General features: G+C 37.1%; 25 protein-coding genes, 1 tRNA gene and 1 riboswitch. Of the genes, 21 read left to right on the top strand and 5 right to left on the bottom strand.

Annotation, left to right across the window (positions count from 1 at the left end; genetic code table 11):
- The 17 genes from Q8S25_RS01255 to Q8S25_RS01175 all read left to right on the top strand — a co-directional run.
- Positions 1 to 769, top strand: a 769-nt coding sequence (locus Q8S25_RS01255; RefSeq protein ID WP_305534085.1) for a GDP-mannose 4,6-dehydratase, incomplete at its 5' end; no start/stop codon positions are given.
- Entirely contained in the window at positions 762 to 1,694 is a 933-nt protein-coding gene (locus tag Q8S25_RS01250) for a GDP-L-fucose synthase (RefSeq protein ID WP_305534083.1), read from the top strand. The genes Q8S25_RS01255 and Q8S25_RS01250, both read left to right, overlap by 8 nt.
- A gap of 60 nt (positions 1,695 to 1,754) precedes the next feature.
- Entirely contained in the window at positions 1,755 to 2,810 is a 1,056-nt protein-coding gene (gene rfbB, locus Q8S25_RS01245) for a dTDP-glucose 4,6-dehydratase (protein WP_305534081.1), read from the top strand.
- A 2-nt stretch (positions 2,811 to 2,812) separates the two neighbouring features.
- Positions 2,813 to 3,370, top strand: coding sequence for a dTDP-4-dehydrorhamnose 3,5-epimerase (rfbC, locus tag Q8S25_RS01240; protein WP_305534079.1), 558 nt, complete (start codon positions 2,813 to 2,815; stop codon positions 3,368 to 3,370).
- A gap of 22 nt (positions 3,371 to 3,392) precedes the next feature.
- Positions 3,393 to 4,256, top strand: coding sequence for a glucose-1-phosphate thymidylyltransferase RfbA (gene rfbA, locus Q8S25_RS01235; RefSeq protein ID WP_305534076.1), 864 nt, complete (start codon positions 3,393 to 3,395; stop codon positions 4,254 to 4,256).
- A gap of 39 nt (positions 4,257 to 4,295) precedes the next feature.
- Positions 4,296 to 5,174 carry a MerR family transcriptional regulator gene (locus Q8S25_RS01230; protein WP_305534074.1) on the top strand — a complete coding sequence of 293 codons (879 nt, stop codon included), beginning with the start codon at positions 4,296 to 4,298 and terminating at the stop codon, positions 5,172 to 5,174.
- A gap of 150 nt (positions 5,175 to 5,324) precedes the next feature.
- A complete protein-coding gene (locus Q8S25_RS01225) occupies positions 5,325 to 5,825 on the top strand; it encodes an RNA polymerase sigma factor (RefSeq protein WP_305534072.1) in 501 nt (166 codons plus the stop codon).
- A gap of 25 nt (positions 5,826 to 5,850) precedes the next feature.
- Positions 5,851 to 7,350 (top strand): NAD(P)/FAD-dependent oxidoreductase, encoded by a 1,500-nt coding sequence (locus Q8S25_RS01220; RefSeq protein WP_305534070.1) that lies wholly within the window; start codon positions 5,851 to 5,853, stop codon positions 7,348 to 7,350.
- Positions 7,343 to 8,179: a phytoene/squalene synthase family protein gene (locus Q8S25_RS01215; RefSeq protein WP_305534068.1), complete on the top strand. Its 837-nt coding sequence runs from the start codon at positions 7,343 to 7,345 to the stop codon at positions 8,177 to 8,179. Before Q8S25_RS01220 ends, Q8S25_RS01215 begins: the two co-directional genes overlap by 8 nt.
- A gap of 4 nt (positions 8,180 to 8,183) precedes the next feature.
- A complete protein-coding gene (idi, locus tag Q8S25_RS01210; RefSeq protein WP_305534066.1) occupies positions 8,184 to 8,708 on the top strand; it encodes an isopentenyl-diphosphate Delta-isomerase in 525 nt (174 codons plus the stop codon).
- A gap of 5 nt (positions 8,709 to 8,713) precedes the next feature.
- Positions 8,714 to 10,216 (top strand): 1-hydroxycarotenoid 3,4-desaturase CrtD, encoded by a 1,503-nt coding sequence (gene crtD, locus Q8S25_RS01205; protein ID WP_305534064.1) that lies wholly within the window; start codon positions 8,714 to 8,716, stop codon positions 10,214 to 10,216.
- A gap of 5 nt (positions 10,217 to 10,221) precedes the next feature.
- Complete coding sequence (locus tag Q8S25_RS01200; protein WP_305534062.1) at positions 10,222 to 10,896, top strand: carotenoid biosynthesis protein; 675 nt, start codon at positions 10,222 to 10,224, stop codon at positions 10,894 to 10,896.
- 1 nt (position 10,897) lies between these two features.
- The gene (locus Q8S25_RS01195; protein ID WP_295190886.1) at positions 10,898 to 11,365 is read left to right on the top strand and encodes a sterol desaturase family protein; all 468 of its coding nucleotides are present in this window, start codon (positions 10,898 to 10,900) and stop codon (positions 11,363 to 11,365) included.
- Between the two features lie 4 nt (positions 11,366 to 11,369).
- On the top strand, positions 11,370 to 12,539 hold the full coding sequence (locus tag Q8S25_RS01190; protein ID WP_305534059.1) for a lycopene cyclase family protein: 1,170 nt from the start codon (positions 11,370 to 11,372) through the stop codon (positions 12,537 to 12,539).
- Between the two features lie 9 nt (positions 12,540 to 12,548).
- Positions 12,549 to 13,478 carry a 1-phosphofructokinase family hexose kinase gene (locus Q8S25_RS01185; protein WP_305534057.1) on the top strand — a complete coding sequence of 310 codons (930 nt, stop codon included), beginning with the start codon at positions 12,549 to 12,551 and terminating at the stop codon, positions 13,476 to 13,478.
- A gap of 30 nt (positions 13,479 to 13,508) precedes the next feature.
- A tRNA-Arg gene (locus tag Q8S25_RS01180) sits at positions 13,509 to 13,580 on the top strand.
- Between the two features lie 298 nt (positions 13,581 to 13,878).
- Positions 13,879 to 15,549 (top strand): sodium/sugar symporter, encoded by a 1,671-nt coding sequence (locus Q8S25_RS01175; protein WP_305534055.1) that lies wholly within the window; start codon positions 13,879 to 13,881, stop codon positions 15,547 to 15,549.
- Between the two features lie 9 nt (positions 15,550 to 15,558).
- Here the strand turns inward: Q8S25_RS01175 and Q8S25_RS01170 are convergent, their stop codons facing one another.
- From Q8S25_RS01170 to Q8S25_RS01150, 5 genes are read right to left on the bottom strand one after another with little or no spacing between them, the layout of a single operon-like run.
- The gene (locus Q8S25_RS01170; protein WP_305534053.1) at positions 15,559 to 16,140 is read right to left on the bottom strand and encodes a MarC family protein; all 582 of its coding nucleotides are present in this window, start codon (positions 16,138 to 16,140) and stop codon (positions 15,559 to 15,561) included.
- A gap of 29 nt (positions 16,141 to 16,169) precedes the next feature.
- Complete coding sequence (cobC, locus tag Q8S25_RS01165; RefSeq protein ID WP_305534051.1) at positions 16,170 to 16,772, bottom strand: alpha-ribazole phosphatase; 603 nt, start codon at positions 16,770 to 16,772, stop codon at positions 16,170 to 16,172.
- A complete protein-coding gene (locus tag Q8S25_RS01160; protein ID WP_305534049.1) occupies positions 16,757 to 17,599 on the bottom strand; it encodes an adenosylcobinamide-GDP ribazoletransferase in 843 nt (280 codons plus the stop codon). The genes cobC and Q8S25_RS01160 overlap by 16 nt, the downstream gene beginning before the upstream one ends.
- A 22-nt stretch (positions 17,600 to 17,621) precedes the next feature.
- Complete coding sequence (cobT, locus tag Q8S25_RS01155) at positions 17,622 to 18,647, bottom strand: nicotinate-nucleotide--dimethylbenzimidazole phosphoribosyltransferase (RefSeq protein WP_305534047.1); 1,026 nt, start codon at positions 18,645 to 18,647, stop codon at positions 17,622 to 17,624.
- Positions 18,648 to 18,655: 8 nt separating this feature from the next.
- A complete protein-coding gene (locus Q8S25_RS01150; protein ID WP_305534045.1) occupies positions 18,656 to 20,587 on the bottom strand; it encodes a TonB-dependent siderophore receptor in 1,932 nt (643 codons plus the stop codon).
- A gap of 114 nt (positions 20,588 to 20,701) precedes the next feature.
- A riboswitch (cobalamin riboswitch) is annotated at positions 20,702 to 20,904 on the bottom strand.
- Between the two features lie 13 nt (positions 20,905 to 20,917).
- Here Q8S25_RS01150 and Q8S25_RS01145 point away from each other — a divergent pair.
- The 4 genes from Q8S25_RS01145 (at position 20,918) to Q8S25_RS01130 (ending at position 26,305) form a co-directional block, all read left to right on the top strand.
- Positions 20,918 to 22,261 carry an APC family permease gene (locus tag Q8S25_RS01145; protein ID WP_305534043.1) on the top strand — a complete coding sequence of 448 codons (1,344 nt, stop codon included), beginning with the start codon at positions 20,918 to 20,920 and terminating at the stop codon, positions 22,259 to 22,261.
- Positions 22,262 to 22,365: 104 nt separating this feature from the next.
- Positions 22,366 to 23,826 carry a TolC family protein gene (locus tag Q8S25_RS01140; protein ID WP_305534041.1) on the top strand — a complete coding sequence of 487 codons (1,461 nt, stop codon included), beginning with the start codon at positions 22,366 to 22,368 and terminating at the stop codon, positions 23,824 to 23,826.
- 10 nt (positions 23,827 to 23,836) lie between these two features.
- Entirely contained in the window at positions 23,837 to 25,216 is a 1,380-nt protein-coding gene (locus tag Q8S25_RS01135) for an efflux RND transporter periplasmic adaptor subunit (protein WP_305534039.1), read from the top strand.
- Positions 25,217 to 25,309: 93 nt separating this feature from the next.
- A complete protein-coding gene (locus Q8S25_RS01130) occupies positions 25,310 to 26,305 on the top strand; it encodes an NAD(P)H-dependent glycerol-3-phosphate dehydrogenase (protein WP_305534037.1) in 996 nt (331 codons plus the stop codon).
- Positions 26,306 to 26,313: the final 8 nt, after the last annotated feature.

The raw sequence follows: 26,313 nt of genomic DNA, 5'->3' as shown, positions 1-26,313 counted from the left end.
TCGATTATTAGGGTTAACTAAAAAGACCAAATTTTATCAAGCATCTACTTCTGAATTATATGGTTTAGTTCAAGCGGTTCCACAGAGTGAAACCACTCCTTTTTATCCAAGGAGTCCTTATGCAGTAGCTAAATTATATGCTTATTGGATTACGGTTAATTACCGAGAAGCTTATGGCATGTATGCTTGTAATGGAATTTTATTTAACCATGAAAGTCCTTTGCGTGGAGAAACATTTGTAACCAGAAAAATTACTAGAGCAGTAGCTAGAATTTCGATGGGATTACAAGAAACCCTTTATTTAGGAAACCTAGATGCACAAAGAGATTGGGGCCATGCTAAAGACTATGTAGAAGGCATGTGGCGCATGTTACAACAAGATACTCCAGAAGATTTTGTATTGGCAACAGGCATTACCACTTATATCCGTGATTTTGTTAGAATGGCATTTGAAGAAGTGGGGGTTGAATTGAGTTTTACAGGAGAAGGAGTGAATGAAGTGGGTGTGATTAGCAAAATATCCAATACCCAAGCCCATGGAATGAAATTGGGCCAGGTGGTGGTTAAAGTAGATCCACGTTATTATCGCCCTACTGAAGTAGATTTATTAATTGGCGATGCAACCAAAGCAAAAACAAAATTAAACTGGGAGCCAACCTATACATTAGCCGAAATGGTGAAAGAAATGGTGGCAGCAGATATCATCGTATTTAAAAAAGAACAGTTGTTGCAAAACAACGGATTCACGATAGAGAAAGAACATGAATAAGAATGAAAAGGTATACGTAGCTGGCCATAGAGGAATGGTTGGAAGTGCTATTGTTAGGCAATTACAAGCAGCAGGATTTACTAATATCATTACCAGAACTTCAGCTGAATTAGACTTACGCAATCAACAGGCAGTAGCCGATTTTTTTGCTGCCCAAAAACCAGACTATGTTTTTTTAGCTGCAGCAAAAGTGGGTGGTATTGTTGCCAATAACACATACCGAGCAGAGTTCATTTACGATAACCTGATGATGGAGAGTAATATTATTCACCAGAGTCATGTAAATGCGGTAAAAAAATTATTGTTCTTAGGCTCTTCTTGCATTTATCCAAAAATGGCACCACAACCATTAAAAGAGGAATATCTATTGAGTGGTTATTTAGAGGAAACCAATCAGCCCTATGCCATTGCTAAAATAGCAGGTATAGAATTATGTGATAGTTACCGAGCACAGTATGGTTGTAATTTTATTTCTGCCATGCCCACCAATTTATATGGGCCTAATGACAATTACGATTTAGAAAAAAGCCATGTTTTACCAGCAATGCTTCGCAAGTTTATAACTGCTAAAGAAAACAATGACCCTTCGGTTACTATATGGGGAACAGGTACTCCTAAAAGAGAATTCTTACATGTAGACGATTTGGCCGAAGCTTGTATGTACTTAATGGAGCATTACAATGAAAAAGGATTGGTGAATATTGGAACAGGTATAGATGTGACTATTTTAGAATTGGCCCAAATGGTTAAACAAGTAACTGGTTATACCGGGGAAATTGTGTTAGACCTATCCAAACCAGATGGTACTCCCCGAAAATTAATGGACGTGACCAAAATCAATCAATTTGGCTGGAAAGCTAGGATAGATTTGCACAAAGGCATTTCTATGGTATATGAATTGGTAAAAAATGCACCTTGGAATTAATAGGGCAATAAGTTAAACAAGCTTACAAAATAGTACCTTTATATTATTAAGAAATACATTATGTCTAAAAACATTGTTATCACTGGAGGGGCAGGGTTTATTGGCTCTCATGTTATAAGATTATTTGTAAATAAATATCCTGAATACCAAATCATCAACTTAGATGCGCTAACCTATGCGGGTAATTTGGAAAATTTAAGAGATATAGAAAACAAGCCCAATTATCGTTTTGCCAAAGTGAATATTTTGGATGTGAAAGCGGTGGAGGAATTGTTTGATCAATACCAAGTAACCGATGTAATTCATTTAGCAGCAGAATCACATGTGGATCGTTCCATTGTTTCTCCATTAGATTTTGTGTACACCAATGTAATCGGTACGGTTAATTTATTAAATACTGCTAAGCAAAAATGGGCTGCAGATTTAGACAATCATCGCTTTTACCATGTTTCTACCGATGAAGTATATGGGAGCTTAGGAGCAGAAGGATTGTTTACTGAAGAGACTGCTTATGACCCACGTTCACCTTACTCTGCAAGTAAGGCATCATCCGATCATTTTGTAAGAGCGTACCATGAAACTTATCATTTACAAACGGTTATATCTAACTGTTCCAATAATTATGGGCCATTTCATTTTCCGGAGAAATTGATCCCCTTGTTTATCAATAATATCATACAAGGCAAACCATTACCTGTTTATGGAGACGGATTATATACCCGTGATTGGTTGTATGTAAAGGATCATGCAATTGCCATTGATATGGTTTTTCACAAGGGAGTAACAGGAGAAACCTATAATATTGGTGGTTTTAACGAATGGAAAAATATTGACTTAGTAAAATTATTGTGTACCCAAATGGACGAAAAATTGGGTAAACCAGCAGGAACCAGTGAGCAATTAATTACTTATATCAAAGACCGACCTGGGCACGATAGAAGATATGCCATTGACGCATCTAAAATTAATCGTGAATTGGGTTGGAAGCCAAGTGTTACCTTCCAAGAAGGATTGAGTGAAACCATCGATTGGTTTTTGGCTAATACAGAGTGGTTAAATAATGTAACCAGTGGAAACTATCAACACTATTATGAATCTATGTACAGCAATAAGTAATCATGCAAATTGAATATACCCCCATTGAAGGTTGCTTTATCATTCACGACACATTTTTTGGTGATAGTCGTGGTTATTTTTTTGAGAGTTTTAATAGAAATACTTTTCTAGAGAAAACGGGTGTAGCCATTGATTTTGTGCAAGACAATCAATCCAATTCATCTAAAGGAGTTTTGCGTGGATTGCATTATCAAAATGGTGAATTTGCACAAGCTAAATTGGTTAGGGTGTTGAGTGGATCGGTGCTGGATGTTGCCGTAGACCTCCGTAAGGATTCTAAAACCTTTGGTCAACACGTTGCAGTGGAATTAACAGGAGAAAGTAGAACCCAGTTTTTTGTACCACGTGGATTTGCACATGGATTTATTGTATTAAGTGAACAAGCAACTTTTTTTTATAAAGTAGATAATTATTACCACAAAGCATCTGAAGGGGGAATCATTTACAATGACCCAGATTTAGCCATCGACTGGAAATTATCTCCAGATGAAATTAAATTATCAGAAAAAGATTTGTCATTGCCTTTATTACGTGATACGGTAAATACATTAGAATTTTAATTCAACGCTTAATACCCATTTTATGAAAGGAATCATTTTAGCAGGCGGATCAGGAACCAGGTTATATCCTATCACCAAGGGAATCAGCAAACAGCTGATGCCGGTTTATGATAAGCCCATGATTTACTATCCACTTTCGGTATTGATGTTGGCAGGAATCAAAGAGATTTTATTTATTACAACGCCACAAGATCAAGACCAATTTAAAAGATTGTTGGGCGATGGTTCAGAAATTGGGTGCAAATTTTCTTATGAAGTGCAACATGAGCCTAATGGCTTGGCACAAGCATTTGTAATCGGCGAAAAATTTATTGGCAGCGATAAAGTTTGTTTGATTTTAGGCGACAATATTTTTTATGGAGCAGGCTTTAGTAAGCTGGTACAAAGTTTCAATGATGTAAATGGGGCGGCCGTTTTTGCCTACGAAGTAAATGATCCTGAGCGATATGGTGTAGTAGCATTTAATGACCAAAAACAAGCTATTTCAATAGAAGAGAAACCTAAACAGCCTAAGTCTAATTATGCAGTGCCAGGCTTATATTTTTATGACAACAGTGTAGTAGAAATTGCCAAAAATATAGCTCCCTCACCCAGAGGTGAATATGAAATTACCGATGTAAACAGGGTTTATTTAGAAAAAGGAACTTTGCAAGTGGGTATTATGAATAGGGGAACCGCTTGGTTAGATACGGGTACTTTTGATTCATTTGCGGATGCTTGTGAATTTGTTCGCGTAATTGAAAAACGCCAGAGCCAGAAAGTAGGTTGTATTGAAGAAGTAGCTTACAGAATGGGCTTTATTGATAGGGCACAATTGATGCTTTTAGGGGAGAAATATGCTAAAAGTGGGTATGGGGAATACTTAAAGCGTTTAAAGGTTTTGTAAATCTTTTAAACAAATCTGGATTCGCAGCGTTACTATTGTATGAATGCCTTTACAATCAAAGATTTAGAAAACCTGTCGGGTATTAAAGCGCATACCATCCGTATTTGGGAGCAGCGGTACTCGTTCCTAAACCCACAGCGCACAGAAACCAATATCCGTTATTATTCTGGGGATGAGTTAAAAACCGTGCTCAATATTGCATTATTGAACAAATACGGTTTTAAGATTTCCCATATAGACAAAATGAGTGCGGCAGAAATGCGTGAGAAAACGCTTTCTCTGAACCAATCGCAAGCACAAATAGAGCGAATGGTAAATGAGTTGATAAGCTGCATGGTCGACATGAAGATTGAAGAATTCGAGATGCTTTTAGATGGCTATATCAAGTCTAAAGGAATTGAAAGAACCATTCCACAAATCATCTTTCCGTTTTTAGAGCGTATTGGTATTTTATGGATAACCAATCATATTAACCCAGCTCAGGAGCACTTGGTCACCAATATTATTCGTCAAAAATTAATCATGGGTATTGAAACCTGCCATGCCCCATTGGTTCAAAAAAAGACGGTATTAGTCTTTTTGCCGGAGGGGGAACACCATGAATTGGGTATTTTATTTACCAATTATTTATTTAAGAGTAGAGGAATTAAAGTCATCTATTTGGGCGCCAATGTGCCTTTAAAAGATGTGGAATATGTAGCTACTTTAAAGAAGCCCGACTTTTTATATTCTCATTTAACTTCTGTTGCCAATAATTTCAATTTTGAAAAGTTCTTGGTAAATGTGCAGAACAGAATACCTGAATTTCAAGTGATTGTTTCAGGAGCTTTAACCCAGAATTACAAGAAGCGAATCCCTACAAATGTGTCATTTAAGAAGTCACTTTCTGAGGTTATGGAATACATAACAGCCTTATAGCAATATATTATAATGTTTAAACAGCAATCAATCAACCCGCTATCAGCGGGTTTTTTGTTTCACATTTCTTTAGTAAAAATTAAACAAAAATATCTTTACTTGTCGATTATTATGTTTAACTTTACAGTATAATAAATTAAACAATACGCCATGTCTACGCTAGATTTCAATCAAATGCTGGTTAATAATGCGGATTTTTTGAAACCATTTGCTGTTACTTTAACACGTGATCAAGAAGCGGCCAAAGACCTTTATCAGGAAACTTTGTTTAGGGCATTGGCAAATAAAGACAAGTACAATGTTGGTACTAATATTAAAGCATGGTTGTACACCATCATGCGTAATATATTCATCAACAACTACAGAAGAAAATCTAAGCAAGCAACTATTTTCGACAATACGCCCAATGAATACTTATTAGACTTTAATCAAGGAGCTGTTGCCAATGAAGCCATCGCTGGAATAAATATGAAGGAAGTAAAACAAGCTATTCATAATTTGCCAGAGATTTTTAGAAATCCATTTTTGTTATATTTTGATGGCTATAAATACCACGAAATTGCAGAAATGTTAGAAGAGCCGTTGGGTACTATTAAAAGCAGAATTCACTTTGCCAGAAAACTGCTGAAAGCGCATGTACAGCGTTTCTAAGAAATTTCATTAACTTACGTATCAAGTGAAGAATAAGCAAGCGATCGTTATCGGAAGTGGTTTCGCGGGCATGTCCGCAGCTTCCTTTCTAGCCAGATCGGGCTGGAAAGTTACCGTTCTAGAAAAGCATGAATTACCAGGTGGTAGAGCCAGAAAGTACGCTGCCGAAGGATTCACTTTTGATATGGGACCTAGTTGGTATTGGATGCCCGATGTATTTGAACGTTATTTTGAACAGTTTGGAAAAAAAGTGAGCGACTATTATCAGCTTACCCGATTAGATCCCTCTTATAGGGTGTATTGGCCAGATGATGTAATAGATATACCAGCCAATTATCAAGCATTAAAAGATTTGTTTGAAAAACTAGAGCCAGGAGCTGGGAGGCAATTGGATTTATTCATGAAAGAAGCAGCCTACAAATATGAAGTAGGCGTAAACAAATTGGTATTTAAGCCAGGGCAATCACTCACTGAATTCTTAGACATTGATTTAGTAAAAGGAGTTTTTAAATTGGATGTATTTAATTCAATGAAATCTCATGTGGGCAAGTATTTTAAGAACCCGAAGCTGGTTGAATTAATGGAATTCCCCGTTTTATTTTTAGGTGCTTTACCTGAACACACGCCAGCATTGTATAGTTTAATGAACTATGCCGACATAAAAGGAGGAACATGGTATCCTAATAAGGGGATGTATGAAATTGTGCAAGGCATGTATGATTTAGCCATTTCTTTGGGGGTCAATTTCCGATTCAATCATAGCGTAAATCAAATTAATGTAGAAAATGGTATAGCAAAATCAGTTTCTTGTATGGCTAATACGCCAGCAGGAAAAGTGATGATTAATCTAGAAGCAGATGTTGTAGTGGGCGGAGCAGATTATCACCATGTTGAAACCGATTTACTACAGCCCCAATACCAAACCTATACGCCCGCATATTGGGATAAACGTGTAATGGCTCCCAGCTGTTTGCTGTATTATATTGGCTTAAATAAACGCTTAACAGGTGTGCCACATCATTCACTTTTTTTTGATACAGATTTTGGGTTGCACGGTAAAGAAATTTATACAACCAAAGAGTGGCCAACCGATCCATTGTTTTATATGTGTGTTCCTTCAGTTACAGATGCTACAGTAGCACCTGCTGGATGTGAAAACTTATTTTTATTAATACCAGTTGCAACGGGCTTAACAGGAGATACAGATGAGTTGAGGGAAAAATATTTTAAATTGATTGTAAAACGGATTGAAAAGCAGATTGGACAGTCAATTGAAGACGCCATTATTTATAAAAAGACCTTTGCGCAAAGCGATTTTATTAGTGAATACAGCGCATTTAAAGGAAATGCATATGGTTTAGCGAACACTTTGCTACAAACTGCTGTTTTAAAGCCATCGTGTAGAAGTAAAAAAGTAAAAAACTTATTCTTTACAGGGCAACTTACCGTTCCCGGGCCAGGAGTACCTCCCAGCTTAATCAGCGGTGAAGTTGTGGCGAAAGAAATTTCGAAATTATATGATTAAACTGTTTCACCAGGTAAGCCAAGAATGTAGCAGAATTACTACCGAGCTTTATAGCACTAGTTTTTCTTCCTCTATTCGTCTTTTGCATAAAGATCTTAGAACACCCGTATTCAATATTTACGGGTTTGTAAGGTTTGCAGACGAAATAGTAGATACATTTCATGACTTTGATAAAGAAACATTACTAGCAGAATTTAAAGCAGCAACCTATAAAGCAATTGATCAGAAAATTTCTTTGAACCCCATTTTGCACAGCTTTCAACTTACGGTAAATGAATTTAAAATAGACCCTCAATTGATTGATGCTTTTTTGCATAGCATGGAAATGGATTTGGGAAAGAAGCAATATGATAAATCTGGATATGAAGAATATATTTATGGAAGTGCTGAAGTAGTTGGTTTAATGTGTTTGTATGTTTTTTGCAATGGCAATAGAACCAATTACGAACAGCTGAAACCCTATGCATGTAGCCTTGGTTCTGCATTTCAAAAAGTTAATTTCTTGAGAGATTTAAAGGCAGATTTCGAAGGTTTGGATCGTATGTATTTTCCAGGTTGCGACTTCACTAATTTTACTCAGGAAGACAAATTAAAAATAGAAGAAGACATACAAAAAGATTTTGATCACGCATATGAGGGCATACTTCAATTGCCATTAAAAGCTCGTTTTGGTGTTTATGTTGCTTATAAATATTATTTGAGTTTATTTAAGAAAATCAAGAAACTTCAGCCACAAAAAATTCTAGACACTAGGGTTAGAATACCCGACCACGGTAAGATGTTTATTTTGGCAAAAGCGGGTATTAGAAGTCAATTAAATCTGCTCTAAATACATGTTAGAACAAGTGATTCTGGTAAATGAAGCTGATCAGGAATTAGGCTTTATGGAAAAAATGGAAGCACATGAAAAAGCTGTGTTGCACAGGGCTTTCAGTGTTTTTATATTCAATAATGCAGGCGAAATGTTATTGCAACAGAGAGCCAGCAGCAAATACCATAGTGCCAATTTATGGACCAATACTTGCTGTAGTCATCCTAAACCAGGGGAGGATACCATTTACGCTGCACATAGGCGATTACAAGAAGAAATGGGCTTTGATACTCCCTTAGAGAAGGCCTTCGATTTTGTGTATAAAGCTCCATTCGACAATGGGTTAACCGAATATGAGTTTGACCATGTATTTATAGGAAACTATCAAGGGAATATTCAACCCAATCCTTTAGAGGTTAAAGACTGTGCTTTCCGTACATTTGAAAACATAGATCAACTGATTGCAACAGAACCTGCAATATTTACAAGTTGGTTTTTAATTGCTTATCCTAAGGTGAAGGCATGGCACTTGCAACATAATAAATAAAGGAGATGAGTACTACTACCCCCACAAAAAATGCAATCGTAATAGGAGCAGGTGTAGCTGGCTTAGCAGCAGCAATTCGATTGCAAGTGATGGGATATGCAGTTACCGTTTTTGAAAAAAACGATTATCCTGGTGGTAAGCTGAGTCATTTTGAATTAGGTGGTTATCAGTTTGATGCTGGTCCAAGTTTGTTTACACGCCCTCAATTAATAGAAGAATTATTTGAACTTGCTGGAGAACCCATGCACGACTATTTTAGTTATGAACGTGTTCCTATTGCTTGTAATTATTTTTATGAAGATGGTACTATTATTAGTGCTTATGCCGATCATGAAAAATTTGCTGCAGAATTGCAAGCAAAAACCAATGAGCCTGTAGAAAACTTACATAGGTACTTGAATAGATCGGCTGATGCATACAATCATATTGCTGGAATATTTTTACAATACTCACTACATAAAATACAAACACTATTTAAGGCACCAATATTTAAAGCCATTCAAACGGTAAAATGGCCCTATCTGTTCAATTCGTTGAATAGTTATAATATGCGCTCTTTCAAATCTGCTAAATTGGTTCAATTGTTTAATAGATATGCAACTTATAATGGAAGCAATCCTTACAAAGCACCAGCTATGCTTTCTTTGATTCCTCATTTGGAACACAATGAAGGTACTTTTTATCCTAAAGGAGGAATGATTAGTATTACCAATGCACTCTATGAATTAGCCTTAAAAAAAGGAGTATTATTTCATTTTGGAAATGGGGTGGAAAAAATTATTCGAACACAAGGAGTAGTTAAGGGTGTGGTGGTGAATAATGAAAATCAATTTGCTGATATAGTTGTGAGCAATATGGATGTTTATTTTACTTATCAGCAGTTATTAGGAGATACTGCTAAAGCAGCTAAAGTATTAAAACAAGAAAGAAGCAGCAGTGCGTTTATCTTTTATTGGGGAATTAATAAAAGCTTTTCGCAATTGGATTTGCATAATATCTTTTTTAGTAACGAATATGAAAAGGAGTTTGAATCATTGTTTAAAACCAAACAACCGTTTGCTGATCCAACAGTTTATATTAATATAACTAGCAAACAAGAGCCTTCTATCCAGGCCCCAATGGGTAAAGAGAATTGGTTTGTGATGGTGAATGCTCCCGCTAATAAAGGACAAGATTGGGAGTCTATTAAAGACTTCTATAAGACCGCCATACTCAAAAAATTAGGTAATATTTTGGGAGAAGATATTGAACCACTCATTGAAGTGGAAGAAGTATTATCCCCAGTTAGCATAGAGTCTAAAACAGCCTCTTATATGGGCTCATTGTATGGAACCAGCTCTAATAGCAAAACTGCAGCATTTATGCGACACCCTAATTTCAGCAATACCACAAAAGGGTTGTATTTTGTAGGGGGGAGTGTTCATCCAGGAGGAGGAATTCCACTTTGTTTATCGAGTGCGGCCATTATGGCTAACCTAGTAAACGAACAGCATAAACAAAAGCATTAACAAACATGTTATACGCAAGGCCAAGAATACCGCTATTTCTAGCAATACTATTCCATATTACTGGTGTAATAGGTATTCTATTTACGCCTTATAAAGACTGGTTCATTAATAATACGCCCCTTACTTTAATCTTAATGGGGGTATTATTAGCAGCAAGTCAAGAGCGGATAGAGAAAGGGTTTGTTGCATTTTTTTTATTGTCTTTTGCAACAGGTATGGTTACCGAAATGATTGGGGTAAATACCGGAATCTTATTTGGAAATTATGCTTATGGAACTGTTATGGGGCCAAAGTTGATGGGTGTTCCATTTTTGATAGGGATGAACTGGTTTGTGATTGTTTTTTGTTGTGGGTCATTAATGCAACAATTGAATAAAGTAATGTTGGTAAAATACGAAGCCCCAATACCGAGGGCCATTATCAAATGGTCTGTTGTAATAGATGGAGCTGTAATGGCTACTTTTTTTGATTGGTTAATGGAGCCTGTAGCCATTCAATTAGGATTCTGGACTTGGGAGGGGGGTACAATCCCTATGCTCAACTATGCTTGTTGGTTTGTAATTAGTGCCATTTTATTGGCCATTCAGCAACAGCTGAGAATGAAAGCACAAAACCATTTTGCCATACATTTGTTGATTATACAGGCTTTATTTTTTCTATCACTAAGAATTTTCTTGTAAGATGATTTATGTATTAGTAACCTTATTGGTATTTGTTGTAATGGAAGGGATTACTTGGCTAACCCATCGATATGTGATGCATGGATTTCTATGGTACCTGCACGAAGACCATCACCAAAAAGGGCCTGGATTTTGGGAAAAGAACGATGCTTTTTTTGTGATTTTTGCCATACCTAGCTGGTTATGTATCATGTTGGGGAGCATGAATCAAAACTATTGGGCAGTAAGTATTGGTGCAGGTATTGCTTTATATGGTTTCGCTTATTTTTTGGTGCACGAAATTATTATACACCAACGCATTAAATTATTTACCCGTAGTAATAACAGATATATTAGAGCAATTAGGTGGGCGCACAAAATGCACCACAAACATTTGCACAAAGAAGAAGGGGAGAGCTTTGGTATGTTGATTGTTGCAAAGAAATACTGGGATAAAATAAGGAGAGACGAAAAGCTAAAAGCAGTTTAACTAGTTGAATAAACAATACGACTATATTATTGCAGGAGCTGGTTGCGCAGGCATGAGTTTATTAATGAGAATGGTTGTTGATCCCTTCTTTGCTTCAAAAAAAATATTGGTAGTGGATGCTGATGCTAAGCAGCAAAATGACCGTACTTGGTGCTTTTGGGAAACCAAGCCCGATCTTTTTGAGTCCATTGTGCATCACCAATGGACAAAACTCAATTTCTATTCAAATCATTATTCCTCGGAACTATCAATAGATCCTTATACCTATAAAATGATCAGGGGACTTGATTTTTACAATTATGTAAAAACCAATGCATTGGCGGCTCCCAATATTGAGTGGAGAAAAGCGTCTGTAAAGAAATTGGTTGATACCACTTTTGAATTCATAGGTACAAACGATTTAGCCGGAGTTGAATTAGTTGATGGTGAAATCATCTATGCCGAGTATGTATTCAGCAGCATTTTATTTGAACCTATTAAAGCAGCTGCTGATGAATATCACTTTTTACAACATTTTAAAGGATGGGAAATTAAAACAGTCACTGATTGTTTTGATTCAAGTAAAGCAGTATTCATGGATTTCAGGGTAGGGCAAGAACAGGGGACTACCTTTATGTATGTATTGCCCACTTCTGCTAATACCGCATTAATTGAGTACACATTATTTACTGAACAGTTATTAGCCGATGATGATTATAATGCAGCGTTGAAAAAATACATTGCTGAACAATTACACATCAACGACTTCGAAATTTTGCACGAGGAAAAGGGGGTGATTCCTATGACCACTAAAAAATTCTCCTATGCAAAAGGAAGAAATATTTTTATCGGAATTGCAGGCGGACAAGCTAAGGCAAGCAGTGGTTATGCATTTAAGTTTATTCAAAAACGAACTGCACAGTTAATTGAAGCCATTAAAAAAGGCAAAGACTTAACTTATGGCAAAACCATGAATGATACAAAAGGACATTTATATGATGCTGTTTTGTTGCATGTATTGCATTTTCATAAAATGCCAGGAGATGAAATATTCGCAGCAATATTTAAAGGGAATAAAGCCAACAATGTATTGGCCTTCCTAGACAATGAAAGTAGTATTTTGACCGATTTAAAGATTATGAGCAGTGTGCCTACGCGCATTTTCTTGCCTGCTGCGCTAAAAGAATTACTGTAATTTTATACAATGGCAAACATTGTAACCATTACACTCAATCCTGCATTAGATAAAAGTATTACGGTTCCCGAATTGGTTCCTGAAAAAAAATTACGAGCGCTGTCTTCAAAAGTAGAACCAGGTGGTGGCGGCATCAATATTTCCAGGGCTTTGAAAAAATTAGGAGTAGCATCAGAAGCCATTATATTATCTGGTGGATATACTGGAAAAACATTGGAAGCTTTATTGGCCAAAGAACAGGTTACATTTACTGCCATTGAAACAGTAGGAGATACCCGTGAAAATTTTGTGGTGTTTGATGAAGACAAAAAATTGCAATACCGATTTGGAATGCCAGGAGAGTCGGTTTCTGATCAAGAATTAGGATTGGTAATGCAAGCGATTGGTAATTGTGCACATGCAGATTATATTGTAGTGAGTGGAAGTTTGCCACCAGGAACTTCAACAGCAGTTTTTCATGAGATAGCTGTTATTGCAGAACAGTTAAATGCAAAGTTGATTATAGATACTTCAGGTGATGGATTAAAAGCAGCTGTTAAAGAGGGCTTATATTTAATTAAGCCCAACTTACGCGAACTGGCTTCTTTAGTGGGCAAAGATTGGATTGATATTTCAGAAGTGATAGCAACCGCTCGACAAGTAATAGCAGCAGGTTCATGCAAAGCCATGGCCGTTTCAATGGGAGCAGAAGGGGCCATGTTGATTACAGCCACCGAACAGTTTAAAGCTGTTGCACCAAAGGCACCGGTATTAAGCACCGTAGGGGCAGGGGATAGTATGGTTGCAGGAATGTTAGCAGCATTAACCAAAGGTTGGGGATGGGAGCAAGTATTGCAATACGGCGTAGCTGCAGGTTCCGCAGCAACATTACATAAAGGAACAGAGCTTTGTTCATTAGCAGATACCGAACGCATTTTTGCGCAGATCAAGCAGAATTAATTTGCTTCAATTACATTTGCAACAATTATTGGTTTCGTAGTACAATGGATAGTATAAGAGTTTCCGAAGCTCCAGATCCAGGTTCGATTCCTGGCGAGACCACAAACCCCCGCAGCGAAAGCTGCAGTCTTTTATTCGAGGCAGCGTCACACGCTTGCGTGTGAAAGCTGACGAGGATGAAAGACTAGGCTACCGAAGGTAGCCGTAAGGGGTTTGAGTAAGTTCAATACGGGGGAAGTCGGTCGCAGACCGACAATCCTGGCAAAGTCAGGAAGACAATCCTGGCGAAGCAAGACACACCCACCCCCCACAAATGATAAAATAATCCCGCCATATAAATTCAACCGCATTTGATAATTGTATAGCTTACGAGAGTTTAAAACGATTATAACTAAGCTGTATGAATGCATTGCAACAAACCGATTATTTGGTATTTCTATTCTATTTTATTCTAGTAGCTGGATATGGTATTTGGGTATACCAAAGAAAGAAAGCAAAGGAAGCCAGTTCTAAAGACTATTTTTTAGCGGAAGGATCATTAACATGGTGGGCCATTGGGGCATCGTTAATTGCATCTAATATTTCTACAGAGCAGTTCATAGGAATGAGCGGAAGTGGATTTAAAATGGGATTGGCCATAGCCAGTTACGAATGGATGGCATCGGTAACATTAATAGTGGTAGCCATTTTCTTCATGCCTGTTTATTTGAAGAATAAAATATTTACCATGCCGCAGTTTTTGCAGGTACGATACAACGATACCGTAGCAATGATTATGGCAGTGTTTTGGTTATTATTATATGTATTTGTAAACCTTACTTCAATTTTATTTTTGGGCGCATTAGCCATTAGCAGTATCTCTGGAATATCTTTCACCGTATGTATGCTAGCACTTGGATTTTTTGCAGTACTGATTACATTAGGCGGAATGAAAGTAATAGGATACACCGATGTAATTCAAGTATTCTTTTTAATCTTAGGAGGATTGGCAGCAACATATATAGCATTGAATTTAGTAGCAGAGCAAAACGGAACAAGCGGATTACTCAATGGATTAGCTGTGTTAAGAGAAAAAGCAGACGATCATTTTCATATGATTCTGAAGCCAGATAATCCAAGCTTTACCGATTTGCCGGGGCTTACTGTTTTGATTGGGGGATTATGGATTGCCAATTTAAATTATTGGGGATGTAATCAATATATTACCCAACGAGCGTTGGGAGCCGATTTAAAAACGGCTCGCAATGGATTGTTATTTGCTGGATTCTTAAAACTAATCATGCCCATCATAGTAGTATTACCAGGTATTGCAGCTTATGTAATGCACCAGCAGGGATATTTTCAAACAGAGTTATTACAGGATGGAGAAATAAATCCGGATAGAGCATATCCCGTATTATTAAATTTATTACCGGTGGGATTAAAGGGGCTGTCTTTTGCAGCACTTACTGCGGCAGTAGTTGCTTCATTAGCAGGTAAAGCCAATAGTATTGCTACTATTTTCACTTTAGATATTTACAAAAAGAAAATTAATACAGCAGCAGGAGAGCAAAAAATGGTAAACATTGGAAGAATTTCCATTATTGCTGCAATGATTTTAGCAATGATAGTTGCGCCATTTATGGGCATAGACAAAAAAGGCGGATTCCAATATATTCAAGAATATACCGGCTTTGTTTCACCGGGCGTATTTGCCATGTTCTTCTTAGGATTCTTCTGGAAGAAAACCAGTTCTAATGCAGCATTGTTTGCCACTATAGGTGGATTTGTACTCTCTATCATTTTTAAGTTCATGCCAAATTACGTTGACCTTTCTTGGTTGGCTTCATCTGGATATGCTGTAGCTAATGCTGAGGGAGTATTTGAAATTCCATTCTTAGATAGAATGGGAATAGTATTCTTGATTTGTTTACTAGGTATGTATTTTATTAGCATGAACGATATTAGAAAAGGTGTTCAAACCAATGGATTAGAAGTAGACCGAAGCATGTTTAAATTGCATCCAGCATTTGTAGTAGGCGTCTTAATATTATTTGGAATAATTGCCGCTATTTATACCATACTTTGGTAAGTACCGTTCTTACTTACCAAATGCTGCAATATTGGTACTGAAGATTTTAACAGCAATAGCAATCAGGATTACACCAAAGAATTTTCTTACGGCCAGTAATCCTGATTCGCCTAGTGCTCGTTCAATTACTTTAAGTAATCTTAAAGTAATATAAACCACCACCAAATTAATTAGTATACCAAACAAGATATACATTTCATCAAAGTTGGCTTTTAATGACATGATAGTAGTAAGTGTTCCAGAACCAGCAATAATGGGGAATGCAATGGGAACAACACTTCCGCTTTTGGCGTTGTTGTCGCCTTTAAAAATTTCATGGCCTAAAACCATTTCAAGACCTAGTAAAAAAATTACGATTGATCCCCCTACAGCAAAAGATCGAATATCTAATCCAAGAATTTTAAGAAAAGGTTTGCCAGCAAATAAAAACAAAATCATTAAGGCCCCAGAAATCAATGTTACCTGTAAAGAACGTATACCTCCGCCCATTTTTTCCTTTAAAGAAATAAGCAAGGGAATAGACCCTACAATATCAATTACCGCAAAAAGGGTAAAAGTAACTGTTAGCAGTTGATCTACTTGAAAATCCATGCGCTTGTTTTTTTAAAGATACAATTTTACTAAAGAGTAGGTCTATGCCATTCTTTACCTTGTCTAGAGTAATTATAGAGTAATTCGTGGGTCATACTATTTTCAGTTACATTAATTTTTACCACACAACCATAGTGTAAGGTAAAAGCATCGAAAGATTCTTTTAAAGGGGTAGCAGTGATATGCGATAGAATACTTCTGAGCACACCGCCATGCGCAACAATGACTGCTGACTCTTGTTTTTCTACAATTTCTTTAAAGCGATTCACCACACGGTTGTGCAAGTCTACATAACTTTCCCCTTTTGGAACAGGTACATTCACAAAATCATCCATCCAAGGTTGTATCTCTTCTTTAGGAATATCATTCCATGGAAGTAATTCCCATTGGCCACAATTGAGCTCCATTAAATCATCATGAATATCAATTTCCAATCCATCAAATAATGCATCGGCTAATTTTTTGCAACGTTGCAATGGACTACTGTACACTTTTACACCGGCAGAAGGCAAATGCGGTTTTATGGCTTCCACTTCTTCTAAAAAAGTTTCAGTAATATCTAAATCGGCCTGTCCGTAACAGATGCCTTTTTCTACTTTAGGGGTGGTATGTCTAATTAAATAAATTTCCATAAGAGTAAACATCCTAAATAAAAAGCAATTTCACAAACCTGTTGTGTGGCACCCAAGCAATCGCCAGTATATCCGCCAATCCATTTCATAAAATACCTGCCTGCAAATATTTGAACTAGATAAGCAGGCGCTTGAACCCAAAGAATAAAGGAGAATAACCAGCTTGCAAATCCATAGCTAAACAATAAATGGTCTAGTTGGTCAATGGGGCTGTAAATTAAAATAAAAACTAGGGTAAGTGATAGTAAGGAGCCCAACGCCAACACACCCATTTCTAGTTTGGTTAAAATTCGATCTGCCAGTGGTTTAGATTTACTGGTATCTATGTCTTGTACATAGGGTAGTTTCTGCATTAAAGTGGTAGCCCAGAATCTACTATTGGCATGCGCAGCTATCAAGGTTACAGCAACTAATTCTATAGGAAAAAATTGCATTAATTCTAATAACAACAAAAACTTTAAAAACAGCATTAAAATTAATCCAACTACTCCATAAGTACCAAGTCGACTATCTTTCATGATGGTTAGTATTTTTTCTTTGGTCCAACCTCCACCAAAAGCATCGCAACAATCTGCAAAACCATCTTCATGAAAAGATCCGGTCAATAAAATAGTTGCAATCATTGAAAACAAAATGGTAAGTGCAGGAGAAAAAAGTAGATTAGCCAACACTAATACAATAGCACCTACTATTCCAACCACTAATCCAACCCAACTAAAATACCTGGCAGATGCTTGTAAATGAGCTTGTTCAAATGGAATATTACCCACAGGAATGCGAGTAAAAAACATCAACGCAGTTTTAAATAGAAGCCACTGGTGTTTCATGTAAAGGTTTGCATGAAGATAATTATTCTGTTGCAGTACTTACACCTGCTTGTTCAAATGAAGCCATTTGATTTAAAAAAGCAACAGCCGATTCAATTAAGGGAATAGCTAGTGCTGCCCCTGTTCCTTCTCCTAGTCTAAGGCCTATATTCAGCAAGGGGTTTGCCTTTAAAAATTGTAACATTTTTGCATGGCCTTGTTCATCGCTACAATGAGCAAAAATGCAATGATTCATTACCATAGGTTCTATTTGACACGCAACTAATAATGCAGCGGTTGCTATAAAACCATCTACTACAATAACCATTTTTTCTGCCGCTGCTGCTAGGTAAGCACCCACCATCATGGCAATTTCAAAACCGCCAACTGCACTTAATAACTTCAAAGGTTCGTTGCCAAGATGCTGCAATTGATGAAGCGCAGCAACTTTTTCAAGGGTATTTATTTTAGTAGATAATTGCTCGTCATTGGCCCCCGTTCCTCTACCAACACAATCTTGAATAGGAATACGGGTGATGGCATGCATAATTAAAGCAGCAGAAGAAGTATTCCCAATGCCCATTTCACCAAATCCAATGCAATTACAACCTCCTTGCGAAACTATTTTTACTAATTCTTTTCCTTTTTCAATACTACCCAGCACCAAATCGTTCGTCATTGCCAACGTCAATAAATAATTAGACGTTCCCATCCCTTGTTTTGCATGAATAAAATCAGGTTGGTTTAAATGACTTAAATCTGCATTCACACCAGCATCTACCACCAATAATTTTAACTGATGCATTTGAGTAAATACATTAATGGCGGCGCCCCCATTTAGAAAATTCAACACCATTTGAGCAGTTACCGATTGTGGATAAGGGTTTACCAATCCGGTAGCAGCTATGCCATGATCAGCTGCAAAAACCATAATAGTAGGTCTTGCAATAAAAGGTTGTGTAGTTTGTTGAATCAAACCTACTTGTAATGCAATCTCTTCTAGCATACCCAATGCCCCCAAGGGTTTGGTTTTGCTATTGATTTTGTTTTGCAGCTGATCTTGAAGCATAGTGTGTTTTATAAGTGTAAACTAATACCCGTATTAATTAAAAAAGGAATACTATTAAATCCTCTTAGGTCGGTAAATTTCTTACCGGTAATATTTTGAGCGTCAACAAACAGTTTTAGTTTCTCGCTAAAACGATATTCGGCATAAGCTCCCAAAATAAAATATTCGGGTAGCAACACATCGGCTCGCCTAAATCCACCAATATCCGATCTGCTTCCAACGTATTTAGCTATTATAGAAATGCTTGCTTTTTCGTTCGAATAATTTAAACTCATATTGCTTTGAAACCCAGGTCTCCTTAAGCCATAGATATAGCCAGTGTCTTTAAAATTGGTTCTGCTTTGTGTAGAATCAATCATGCTTAAGTAACTAAAATTCATATTCATTTGCAAACGATTGCTCAATCGAATATTGGTTTCGTATTCTACTCCAAAAGCAGTTTGCTTTATAAAATTATAATACTTGTTTCGTACATAATCGTAGTCTATTCCATTATTGGTATTTCTATAAAAAGCTACTAACCTGCTGGTAAAACCAGTGTAATTATGCGAGAAGCCTGCTTCAATAGTGGTACTTGTTTCTGCTTTTAAATCTCTTCTTCCGCTAAAGGAATCAAATAACTGAAACAATGAAGGCGTTTTAAATGCAGTAGCTACACTACCAAATACCCTTAACTGTTCTGACACAGCAAAAGAAGGGTTAAAAGTAAATGTGCTGCTGTTACCGTAAATAGAGTGTTTGTTCAACCTAAATCCTGCATCTGCAAAAAAGCCTTTCTGGTTATTGAATTGTAAGGAACTGTATACCGATGATTGATGAATTCCCGTGTCTTTGAAACCAGATTTAAAAGGCCCAAAACTACTAACCGATTCATACTGGTTATTCATACTGGCAAAACGGTACTCTACCCCTTGCAACAAAGACCAAGATTGATTTAATTTAATGGACGCATACAATTCTGCAAACTGTGTTTTCCCAAAATATTTGTTGCGCTGATAAAAACTAAAAACTGCTTTGTCTGCACTATCTCTTTCGTATCCTCTGTTGGTTTGACTAAATTGGTAGTTGGCAGTAACTTGCAAGCCCTTTGTTTTATATACCATACCAAAACCAGTATTCAATAAATTGTTTTTTAATAGATACTGTTTGTCGTCGTTAAAAACGCCCGCATCAATTCCTGCTTGGTATTGGCTATACATTCCAAAACCCTTCAATAATAATTGATTGTTCACTGCATACTGAACTGCAGCGCTGGTGCTGTTGCCCTTGTATCCATCTGCATCATAATTTCTATTACCAATAGTATCGGTAGCTGCACTAAATCCATCGGTTCTAATGCCCGCGTTGCGCAAACTATAAGTTAGTTTTTTATACTTGCCATACACTTGAAGGTTGTTTTTAAAGCTGTTTAAATTACCGCCAGTAAGCGTTGCTTTTACATTGATGGCTTTGTTTACATTTTGCTTTACGGTAATAATATTAATTACACCTGCAACTGCATCACTACCATATACCGTGCTTTGCGCTCCTCTACATACTTCAATTCTTTCTACATCATTAATAGAAAAAAGATTGAGGTCAAATTCATTGCCAATTTGCGAAGGATCATATACAGGAATACCATCCATTAATATCAGCGTTCTACCGCTATTGGCCCCTCGCATAAATACTGTTTGATTGGTACCTGCATTGTTAAGGGCGCCATTAATAGTAATACCAACCGTTTCATTCAATACTTGACCCAATGATTTACCTGAACTTTTAGACAATTCAGCTTGTCCAATTACGGTAATCACTTTGCCGGTAGTACTTTGTTTTTGTTCCTGCTTATTGGCAGTTACTACTACTTCGTCTAGCACACTGGTGCGTAAACTGTCTTTTTGTGCATACAGGCCAGAACCTGATAGCAAGGTTAGGAAGAGCGTTAATTTTTTGCTCATTGTCCATTTAATTTAAAGGTCAACAATGAGCTTCCAGGAAAATAAAAAAACGGCGAAAAATAAATTACTGCTGCAGCAGCACTTTAGATTCCATGCTTTTCACCCGAAAGCCGTGAATACTTGTTTGCTATTGGCAGGTCTTCTGGCTTCCCGCCCTTTGAATGTCCTTCCCATCCTTTTCAGAACAGTGGTTGTAGTGATTCAAAAGTTTGCCTAAATGGCGCGGGTTACAGCTACGGGGATAGCGCCGGAATTACACCGAACTTCCCTTTTAATCATCTGGCTGAGGCAGATGAACCAGTAACGCAGCAAATGTATATATTTATCCTTATGAAAGGGAACCAACAATTAAATGTTTTTAGTTTCACCATGATTGTGGTGGGCTTAGTAATAGGGATGGGTATTTTTAGATCGGCTGCAACCAGCGCCCAGCATGCCATTGAGCCCTCTGTATATTTTGCAGCTTGGTTAATCGGAGGTTTTGTAGCCCTTTGTGGCGCATTAACTTATGCAGAAATAGGAAGTAGGTTTCCTGTAACTGGTGGATACTATAAAGTCTTTTCTTATGCCTATCATCCTAGTATTGCATTTGCCATCAACTGCATTATTTTAATTAGCAATGCTGCCAGTTTAAGTGTAGTAGCTATTATAGGAAGCGGATATATTGCTAAACTATTTCCTGGCACACCTTGGACAGATGTAGACAAAGCATTGTTAAGTGCAGGAGCCATTATTTTATTCTACATTATTAATTTAAGAGGGCTGAAAATGAGTTCTCGTGCACAGAATATTTTAATGGTCATCAAAATCAGTATGATCCTGGTGTTGATTGCAGCATTATTTTTTCCATACGAAACAAGCACTGCTGCAGCGGCTGCTGATTTGGCTACGGCTCCAATTTCCCCAACCCCTCAAATGAGTTGGATTCAAAGTTTGGGTTATAGTTTAATTGCTGTGTCATTTACTTATGGTGGTTACCAGCAGACCATCAATTTTGGAAGCGAAGTAAAAGATCCTGCACGCAATATTCCTAAAGGAATATTTTTTGGGATTGCCATTATTATTGGTTTGTACTTGCTGGTTAATTTTAGCTATTACCAAATTGTAGGTTTTGAGCAAATGAAAGGTGAAAAAGAAATTGCATATGTGGTAATAGACAAAGTATTTGGTGCCAAGGGCGCAGCCATTTTCTCTTTCTTCTTATTTTTTGGGGTACTGGCTTATGTAAATGCGCTCTTGATGAGCAACCCAAGAGTCATGTACGCCATGAGCGATGAGGGAACGATTCCTAAAATATTCTCAAAGCAAAACGAAAAGAATGGCGTATTGGTAGTATCGTTAACGGTGTTTACCCTTACTTGTTTGCTTATTTTATTTTTTGCCCAAACCTTTGATGCTATTTTAAATTTTACCATTTTCCTTGATTGTTTTGGTATGGTTGCCTCTAGTGCCACCATTTTTAAGTTGAGAAAACAAACCAAACATTTGGATGGTACGGGCATCTATAAAATGAAGCTCTTTCCCATATTGCCCTTGATCTTTATGGCCACTTATTGCTTTGTTGGGGTGAGCATAGCCATCCAAACACCCAATACTGCTATTATTGGCACGGCTGTTCTGGCTGCATTTATGGCTATTTATTTCATTACCCAGCGATTTAAAAAGCCGGCATAGTGCCATAAACTGCCTTTCATACTAATTTTAACACAAAACCATCCCTTTCCTTTCCGTCTGTCTAAATTCTGTGAAAGCCTCGCCGAATAACTTATTTTTGTTCTATGAGGAATTTATTATTACTAATGGTTGGTTGTTTTACGTTCGCTGGGCAAATAGCAGCCCAGGGTTCAACAGACAAATGGAACCTTCAGCGTTGTGTAGAATACGCTGCAAAAAACAATATTTCGGTAAAGCAAGCCGATATACAAGCAAGATTGGCTGCTTTGGAAGTAGAGCGAACCAAATTGTCTCAATACCCGTCTGCAAGTGCAAGTACCAATTTGGGTACCCAGTTTGGTAGATCTATTGATCCCACCACCAACTTGTTTACCACTACACAGTTGTTGTTTCAACAAGTGAACCTGAATGTGAATGCCACTGTTTTTAACTGGGGAGCATTAAAAGCCGACCGTCAAATTGCAGGATTTAATGCACAAGCAGCGCTAACTGATATTGAAAGAATTACCAATGATGTATCATTAAGTATAGCCACTTTCTTTTTACAAGTAGTGGCTGCAAAGCAACAAATTGCTATTGCTGAAGTGCAAGTAGGCCAAACCCAATCTCAGTTAGGGTTTACCCGCAAGCGGGTAGAAGCGGGAGCGCTACCAGAGTTAAGTGCCGCAGAAATTGAGGCACAGCTTGCAAGAGATAGTACTTCATTGGTTAGTGCTAATGCCACTTTTCAGCAAGCCGTAATTCAGTTGAAAGCTGCAATCAACTTAGACATGTCTGTTTCATTTGATGTAGAAATACCAGCAGTAGATAATATACCATTGCAACCATTAGGTGAATTAGATCCAGCATTTTTATATCAATTGGCATTAAATAATCAACCAGCGCAAAAAGTAAGCGACTTAAGAATTAAGTCGGCAGAAGCTTCTATTAAGCGAGCCCGTTCTGCGTTTTATCCAACCATTTCTGCTTTTGGAGGAATGGGATCTAACTTTGCTAATTCAGCAACAACTGTTACTGGTGCTAATATTATTGGTACTAGGCCTACTACTAGTTTTGTTACAGTTAATAATCAGAACTATCAAGTGTTTCAGCCAGATATTCAGTTGACTTCATCTAAAAGAAATTTCTTTCAGATGTGGAATGGATGGAGTGGTCAGTTAGAGCAAAACTTTAGGCAAAACTTTGGGTTAAACGTTCAGATACCCATCTTTAATGCTGGTTCAGCTAAATTAGGATATGAACGTTCTAAATTAAATTTAAGAACGGCGCAAGTTTCTAGACAACAAGCAGACTTAACATTGCAACAAAATATTTATCAAGCACATACCAATGCAATGGCTGCAATTCAACGTTTTCATGCGAGTGATAAATCGGTGGAAGCTTCACAAAAAGCCTACGATTATGCACGGAAACGTTTTGAAGCGGGCTTATCTAATACGTTGGATTTAATTACCAATCAAAACAATTTATTAAGAGCTAAATTGGATAGATTAAATAATCAGTTTGATTATATTTTTAGAATTAAACTACTAGAATTTTACAAAGGTCAAGGCATTAAATTATAAAAAACAAATCATGAGTAAGAAGTTAATCTGGATTATTGTAGGCCTAGTAGTAATTATAGGCGTTATCATAGGCCTAAAAAAAGCAGGAATAATAGGTAAAGAAGAAGGAATAAAAGTTACTGCCGAAGCAGTACAGCGCAGAACGATTATTGAAACCGTAAATGCGAGCGGAAAAGTATATCCTGAAATTGAAGTAAAAATTAGCCCCGACGTCAGCGGTGAGATTGTTGAATTAACCGTTGCTGAAGGCGATACTGTTAAAAGAGGGCAAGTATTGGCTAGAATTTATGCAGATATATTAAATTCTCAAAGAGATCAAGTTGCTGCAGGAGTAAGCCAACAACAAGCACAGGTTTCTAATACTACCGCACAATCTGCTGCTATTAAAGCAACACTAGATCAAGCAGAAACACAATACAATCGTCAAAAGAAATTATTAGACGAAAAAGTAATCAGCCGATTAGAATTTGAACAAGCAGAACAAGCTGTTAAAAGTGCAAGAGCCAATTACAATGCTGCAATGGAAGGAATCAAAAGTGCTAAAGCTGGTGTTCAAAGTGTTCAAGCACAATTAAACAGAGCCAATAAAGATATTGGAAGAACATTAATTACTTCACCAATGGATGGTGTAATTAGCTTATTGGCTATTAAAAAAGGAGAACGTGTTGCAGGTAATAGTTTTAATGTAGGTACCGAAATGATGCGGGTGGCCGATATGCGCAGTTTTGAAGTAAGGGTAGATGTTGGTGAGAATGATATACCTAAAGTTAAATTAGGCGATACTGCTATTGTAGAAGTAGATGCTTATACCAGTAGAAAGTTCAAGGGCATTGTTTATAAAATTGCCAATCCAAGTACTGGTAATAATCTTACTGCTAATGCAAGTGCAGAGGTAACCAACTACAAAGTGCATATTCGTTTACTACAAGAAAGTTATAAAGACTTGGTTGTTCCAGGTAGATCTTTCCCTTTCCGTCCAGGAATGACAGCCAGTGCAGATATACAAACCAAGAGTAAATACAATGTATTATCTGTTCCTTTAAATGCGGTTACTACTAGAGATAGCAAAGAAGATCAGAAGGAGAAAAAAGACGAAAAGAAACCAGCTGCTAAAGTAGCACAAGTAGAAAAAGCGGAACAAAAATCGGTGAGTTCTGATGATTCAATTGAAGAAGTGGTATTTATTTTACAGGCCGATAGTAAAGTAAAAAAAGTAAAAGTAAAAACAGCCATTCAAGACTTGAATAATATAGAAATTACAGAGGGCGTGAAAGAAGGAGATAAAGTAATTACTGGGCCATACTCTATTGTAAGCAAAATGCTAAAAGATGGCAACCTGGTTACTGTAGTAGAAAAGGACAAACTTTTTGAAGAGAAGAAAAAAGACTAAAATTATTTCAATAATAATTCATCAATGGACGGCTAAATACCGTCCATTTGTTTTTCTGTATGTTTGCTGAATTAATAGCGATAAAACAGCCATATGCAGTTTGGAATTATTGGAGGGGGAAGCTGGGCTACTGCTTTAGCTAAAATTCTCACAGATAGCGGCAATACAATTCATTGGTTTATCCGTAATGAAGACAGTATTCATCATTTCAAAAAAAGAAGGCATAACCCGCATTACTTAAGTACTGCTTATTTTAATCCTGCGCAATTGAAATTGACTACTGATATTAATGCAGTAATTGAAGCGTCTGATATATTGGTTATAGCAGTTCCTTCTGCTTATGTGGAAGATGCATTGGAACAAGTATCTGCAGAAAAATGGAAGAATAAAAAAATTATTTCTGCAGTAAAGGGAATTACTCCTACAAAGAACCAGTTATTGCATGAGTATTTAGCCGAGACTGTTCAATTTCCGTTGAAAGATTATTTTACTTTATTAGGTCCTTGTCATGCCGAAGAAGTGGCAGCAGAAAAATTATCTTACCTCACATTTTCTGGAGCCGATGAGGCAGAAACAGCCGCTATTGCTGCTTGCTTTAAAACCGAGTATATTAATACAGTAGTTAATACCGATGTGGTAGGGGTACAGTATGCAGCAGTCATGAAAAATATTTATGCGCTAGGTGCTGGTATTGCCCATGGCTTAGAATATGGAGACAATTTCCTGAGTGTATATATTGCCAATTGTGCCAACGAAATGGGATCGTTCCTAGAAAAGATAGCACCGGGAACTTGTAAAGAAAAAAATTATACCGCCTCCGTTTACTTAGGAGACTTATTGGTAACCTGTTATTCTTTATTCAGTAGAAATCGCACTTTTGGCAATATGCTGGGTAAGGGTTATTCAGTTAAATCGGCACAGCTTGAACTGAATATGTTACCCGAAGGATACTTTGCCAGCAAGTGTATTTATAAAACAAATAATACGGTTTTGGCCTATATGCCTATAGCTAGTGCCATCTATGCAGTTTTATGGGAGCAGCTGCCAGCGGAAGACGGGTTTAAACAAATTGAAAGTTTTTTGATATAGATTTAAAC

Source organism: Sediminibacterium sp. (genome assembly GCF_030695065.1).
Classification (GTDB): domain Bacteria; phylum Bacteroidota; class Bacteroidia; order Chitinophagales; family Chitinophagaceae; genus Sediminibacterium.
The sequence above is the reverse complement of the archived record's forward strand: the minus strand, read 5'-3'. Positions and strand labels throughout refer to the sequence as shown.

Bases quoted from the DNA above. Each gene is read 5' to 3' on its own strand.
- Q8S25_RS01135 (WP_305534039.1), top strand. From the start codon at position 23,837: ATGAGTAAGAAGTTAATCTGGATTATTGTAGGCCTAGTAGTAATTATA.
- Q8S25_RS01230 (WP_305534074.1), top strand. From the start codon at position 4,296: ATGAATGCCTTTACAATCAAAGATTTAGAAAACCTGTCGGGTATTAAA.
- Q8S25_RS01195 (WP_295190886.1), top strand. From the start codon at position 10,898: ATGATTTATGTATTAGTAACCTTATTGGTATTTGTTGTAATGGAAGGG.
- Q8S25_RS01145 (WP_305534043.1), top strand. From the start codon at position 20,918: ATGAAAGGGAACCAACAATTAAATGTTTTTAGTTTCACCATGATTGTG.
- Q8S25_RS01200 (WP_305534062.1), top strand. From the start codon at position 10,222: ATGTTATACGCAAGGCCAAGAATACCGCTATTTCTAGCAATACTATTC.
- rfbB (WP_305534081.1), top strand. From the start codon at position 1,755: ATGTCTAAAAACATTGTTATCACTGGAGGGGCAGGGTTTATTGGCTCT.
- Q8S25_RS01175 (WP_305534055.1), top strand. From the start codon at position 13,879: ATGAATGCATTGCAACAAACCGATTATTTGGTATTTCTATTCTATTTT.
- Q8S25_RS01215 (WP_305534068.1), top strand. From the start codon at position 7,343: ATGATTAAACTGTTTCACCAGGTAAGCCAAGAATGTAGCAGAATTACT.
- Q8S25_RS01225 (WP_305534072.1), top strand. From the start codon at position 5,325: ATGTCTACGCTAGATTTCAATCAAATGCTGGTTAATAATGCGGATTTT.
- Q8S25_RS01160 (WP_305534049.1), bottom strand. From the start codon at position 17,599: ATGAAACACCAGTGGCTTCTATTTAAAACTGCGTTGATGTTTTTTACT.
- Q8S25_RS01170 (WP_305534053.1), bottom strand. From the start codon at position 16,140: ATGGATTTTCAAGTAGATCAACTGCTAACAGTTACTTTTACCCTTTTT.
- idi (WP_305534066.1), top strand. From the start codon at position 8,184: ATGTTAGAACAAGTGATTCTGGTAAATGAAGCTGATCAGGAATTAGGC.
- cobT (WP_305534047.1), bottom strand. From the start codon at position 18,647: ATGCTTCAAGATCAGCTGCAAAACAAAATCAATAGCAAAACCAAACCC.
- Q8S25_RS01250 (WP_305534083.1), top strand. From the start codon at position 762: ATGAATAAGAATGAAAAGGTATACGTAGCTGGCCATAGAGGAATGGTT.
- Q8S25_RS01150 (WP_305534045.1), bottom strand. From the start codon at position 20,587: ATGAGCAAAAAATTAACGCTCTTCCTAACCTTGCTATCAGGTTCTGGC.
- Q8S25_RS01185 (WP_305534057.1), top strand. From the start codon at position 12,549: ATGGCAAACATTGTAACCATTACACTCAATCCTGCATTAGATAAAAGT.
- rfbA (WP_305534076.1), top strand. From the start codon at position 3,393: ATGAAAGGAATCATTTTAGCAGGCGGATCAGGAACCAGGTTATATCCT.
- Q8S25_RS01130 (WP_305534037.1), top strand. From the start codon at position 25,310: ATGCAGTTTGGAATTATTGGAGGGGGAAGCTGGGCTACTGCTTTAGCT.
- rfbC (WP_305534079.1), top strand. From the start codon at position 2,813: ATGCAAATTGAATATACCCCCATTGAAGGTTGCTTTATCATTCACGAC.
- crtD (WP_305534064.1), top strand. From the start codon at position 8,714: ATGAGTACTACTACCCCCACAAAAAATGCAATCGTAATAGGAGCAGGT.
- Q8S25_RS01140 (WP_305534041.1), top strand. From the start codon at position 22,366: ATGAGGAATTTATTATTACTAATGGTTGGTTGTTTTACGTTCGCTGGG.
- cobC (WP_305534051.1), bottom strand. From the start codon at position 16,772: ATGGAAATTTATTTAATTAGACATACCACCCCTAAAGTAGAAAAAGGC.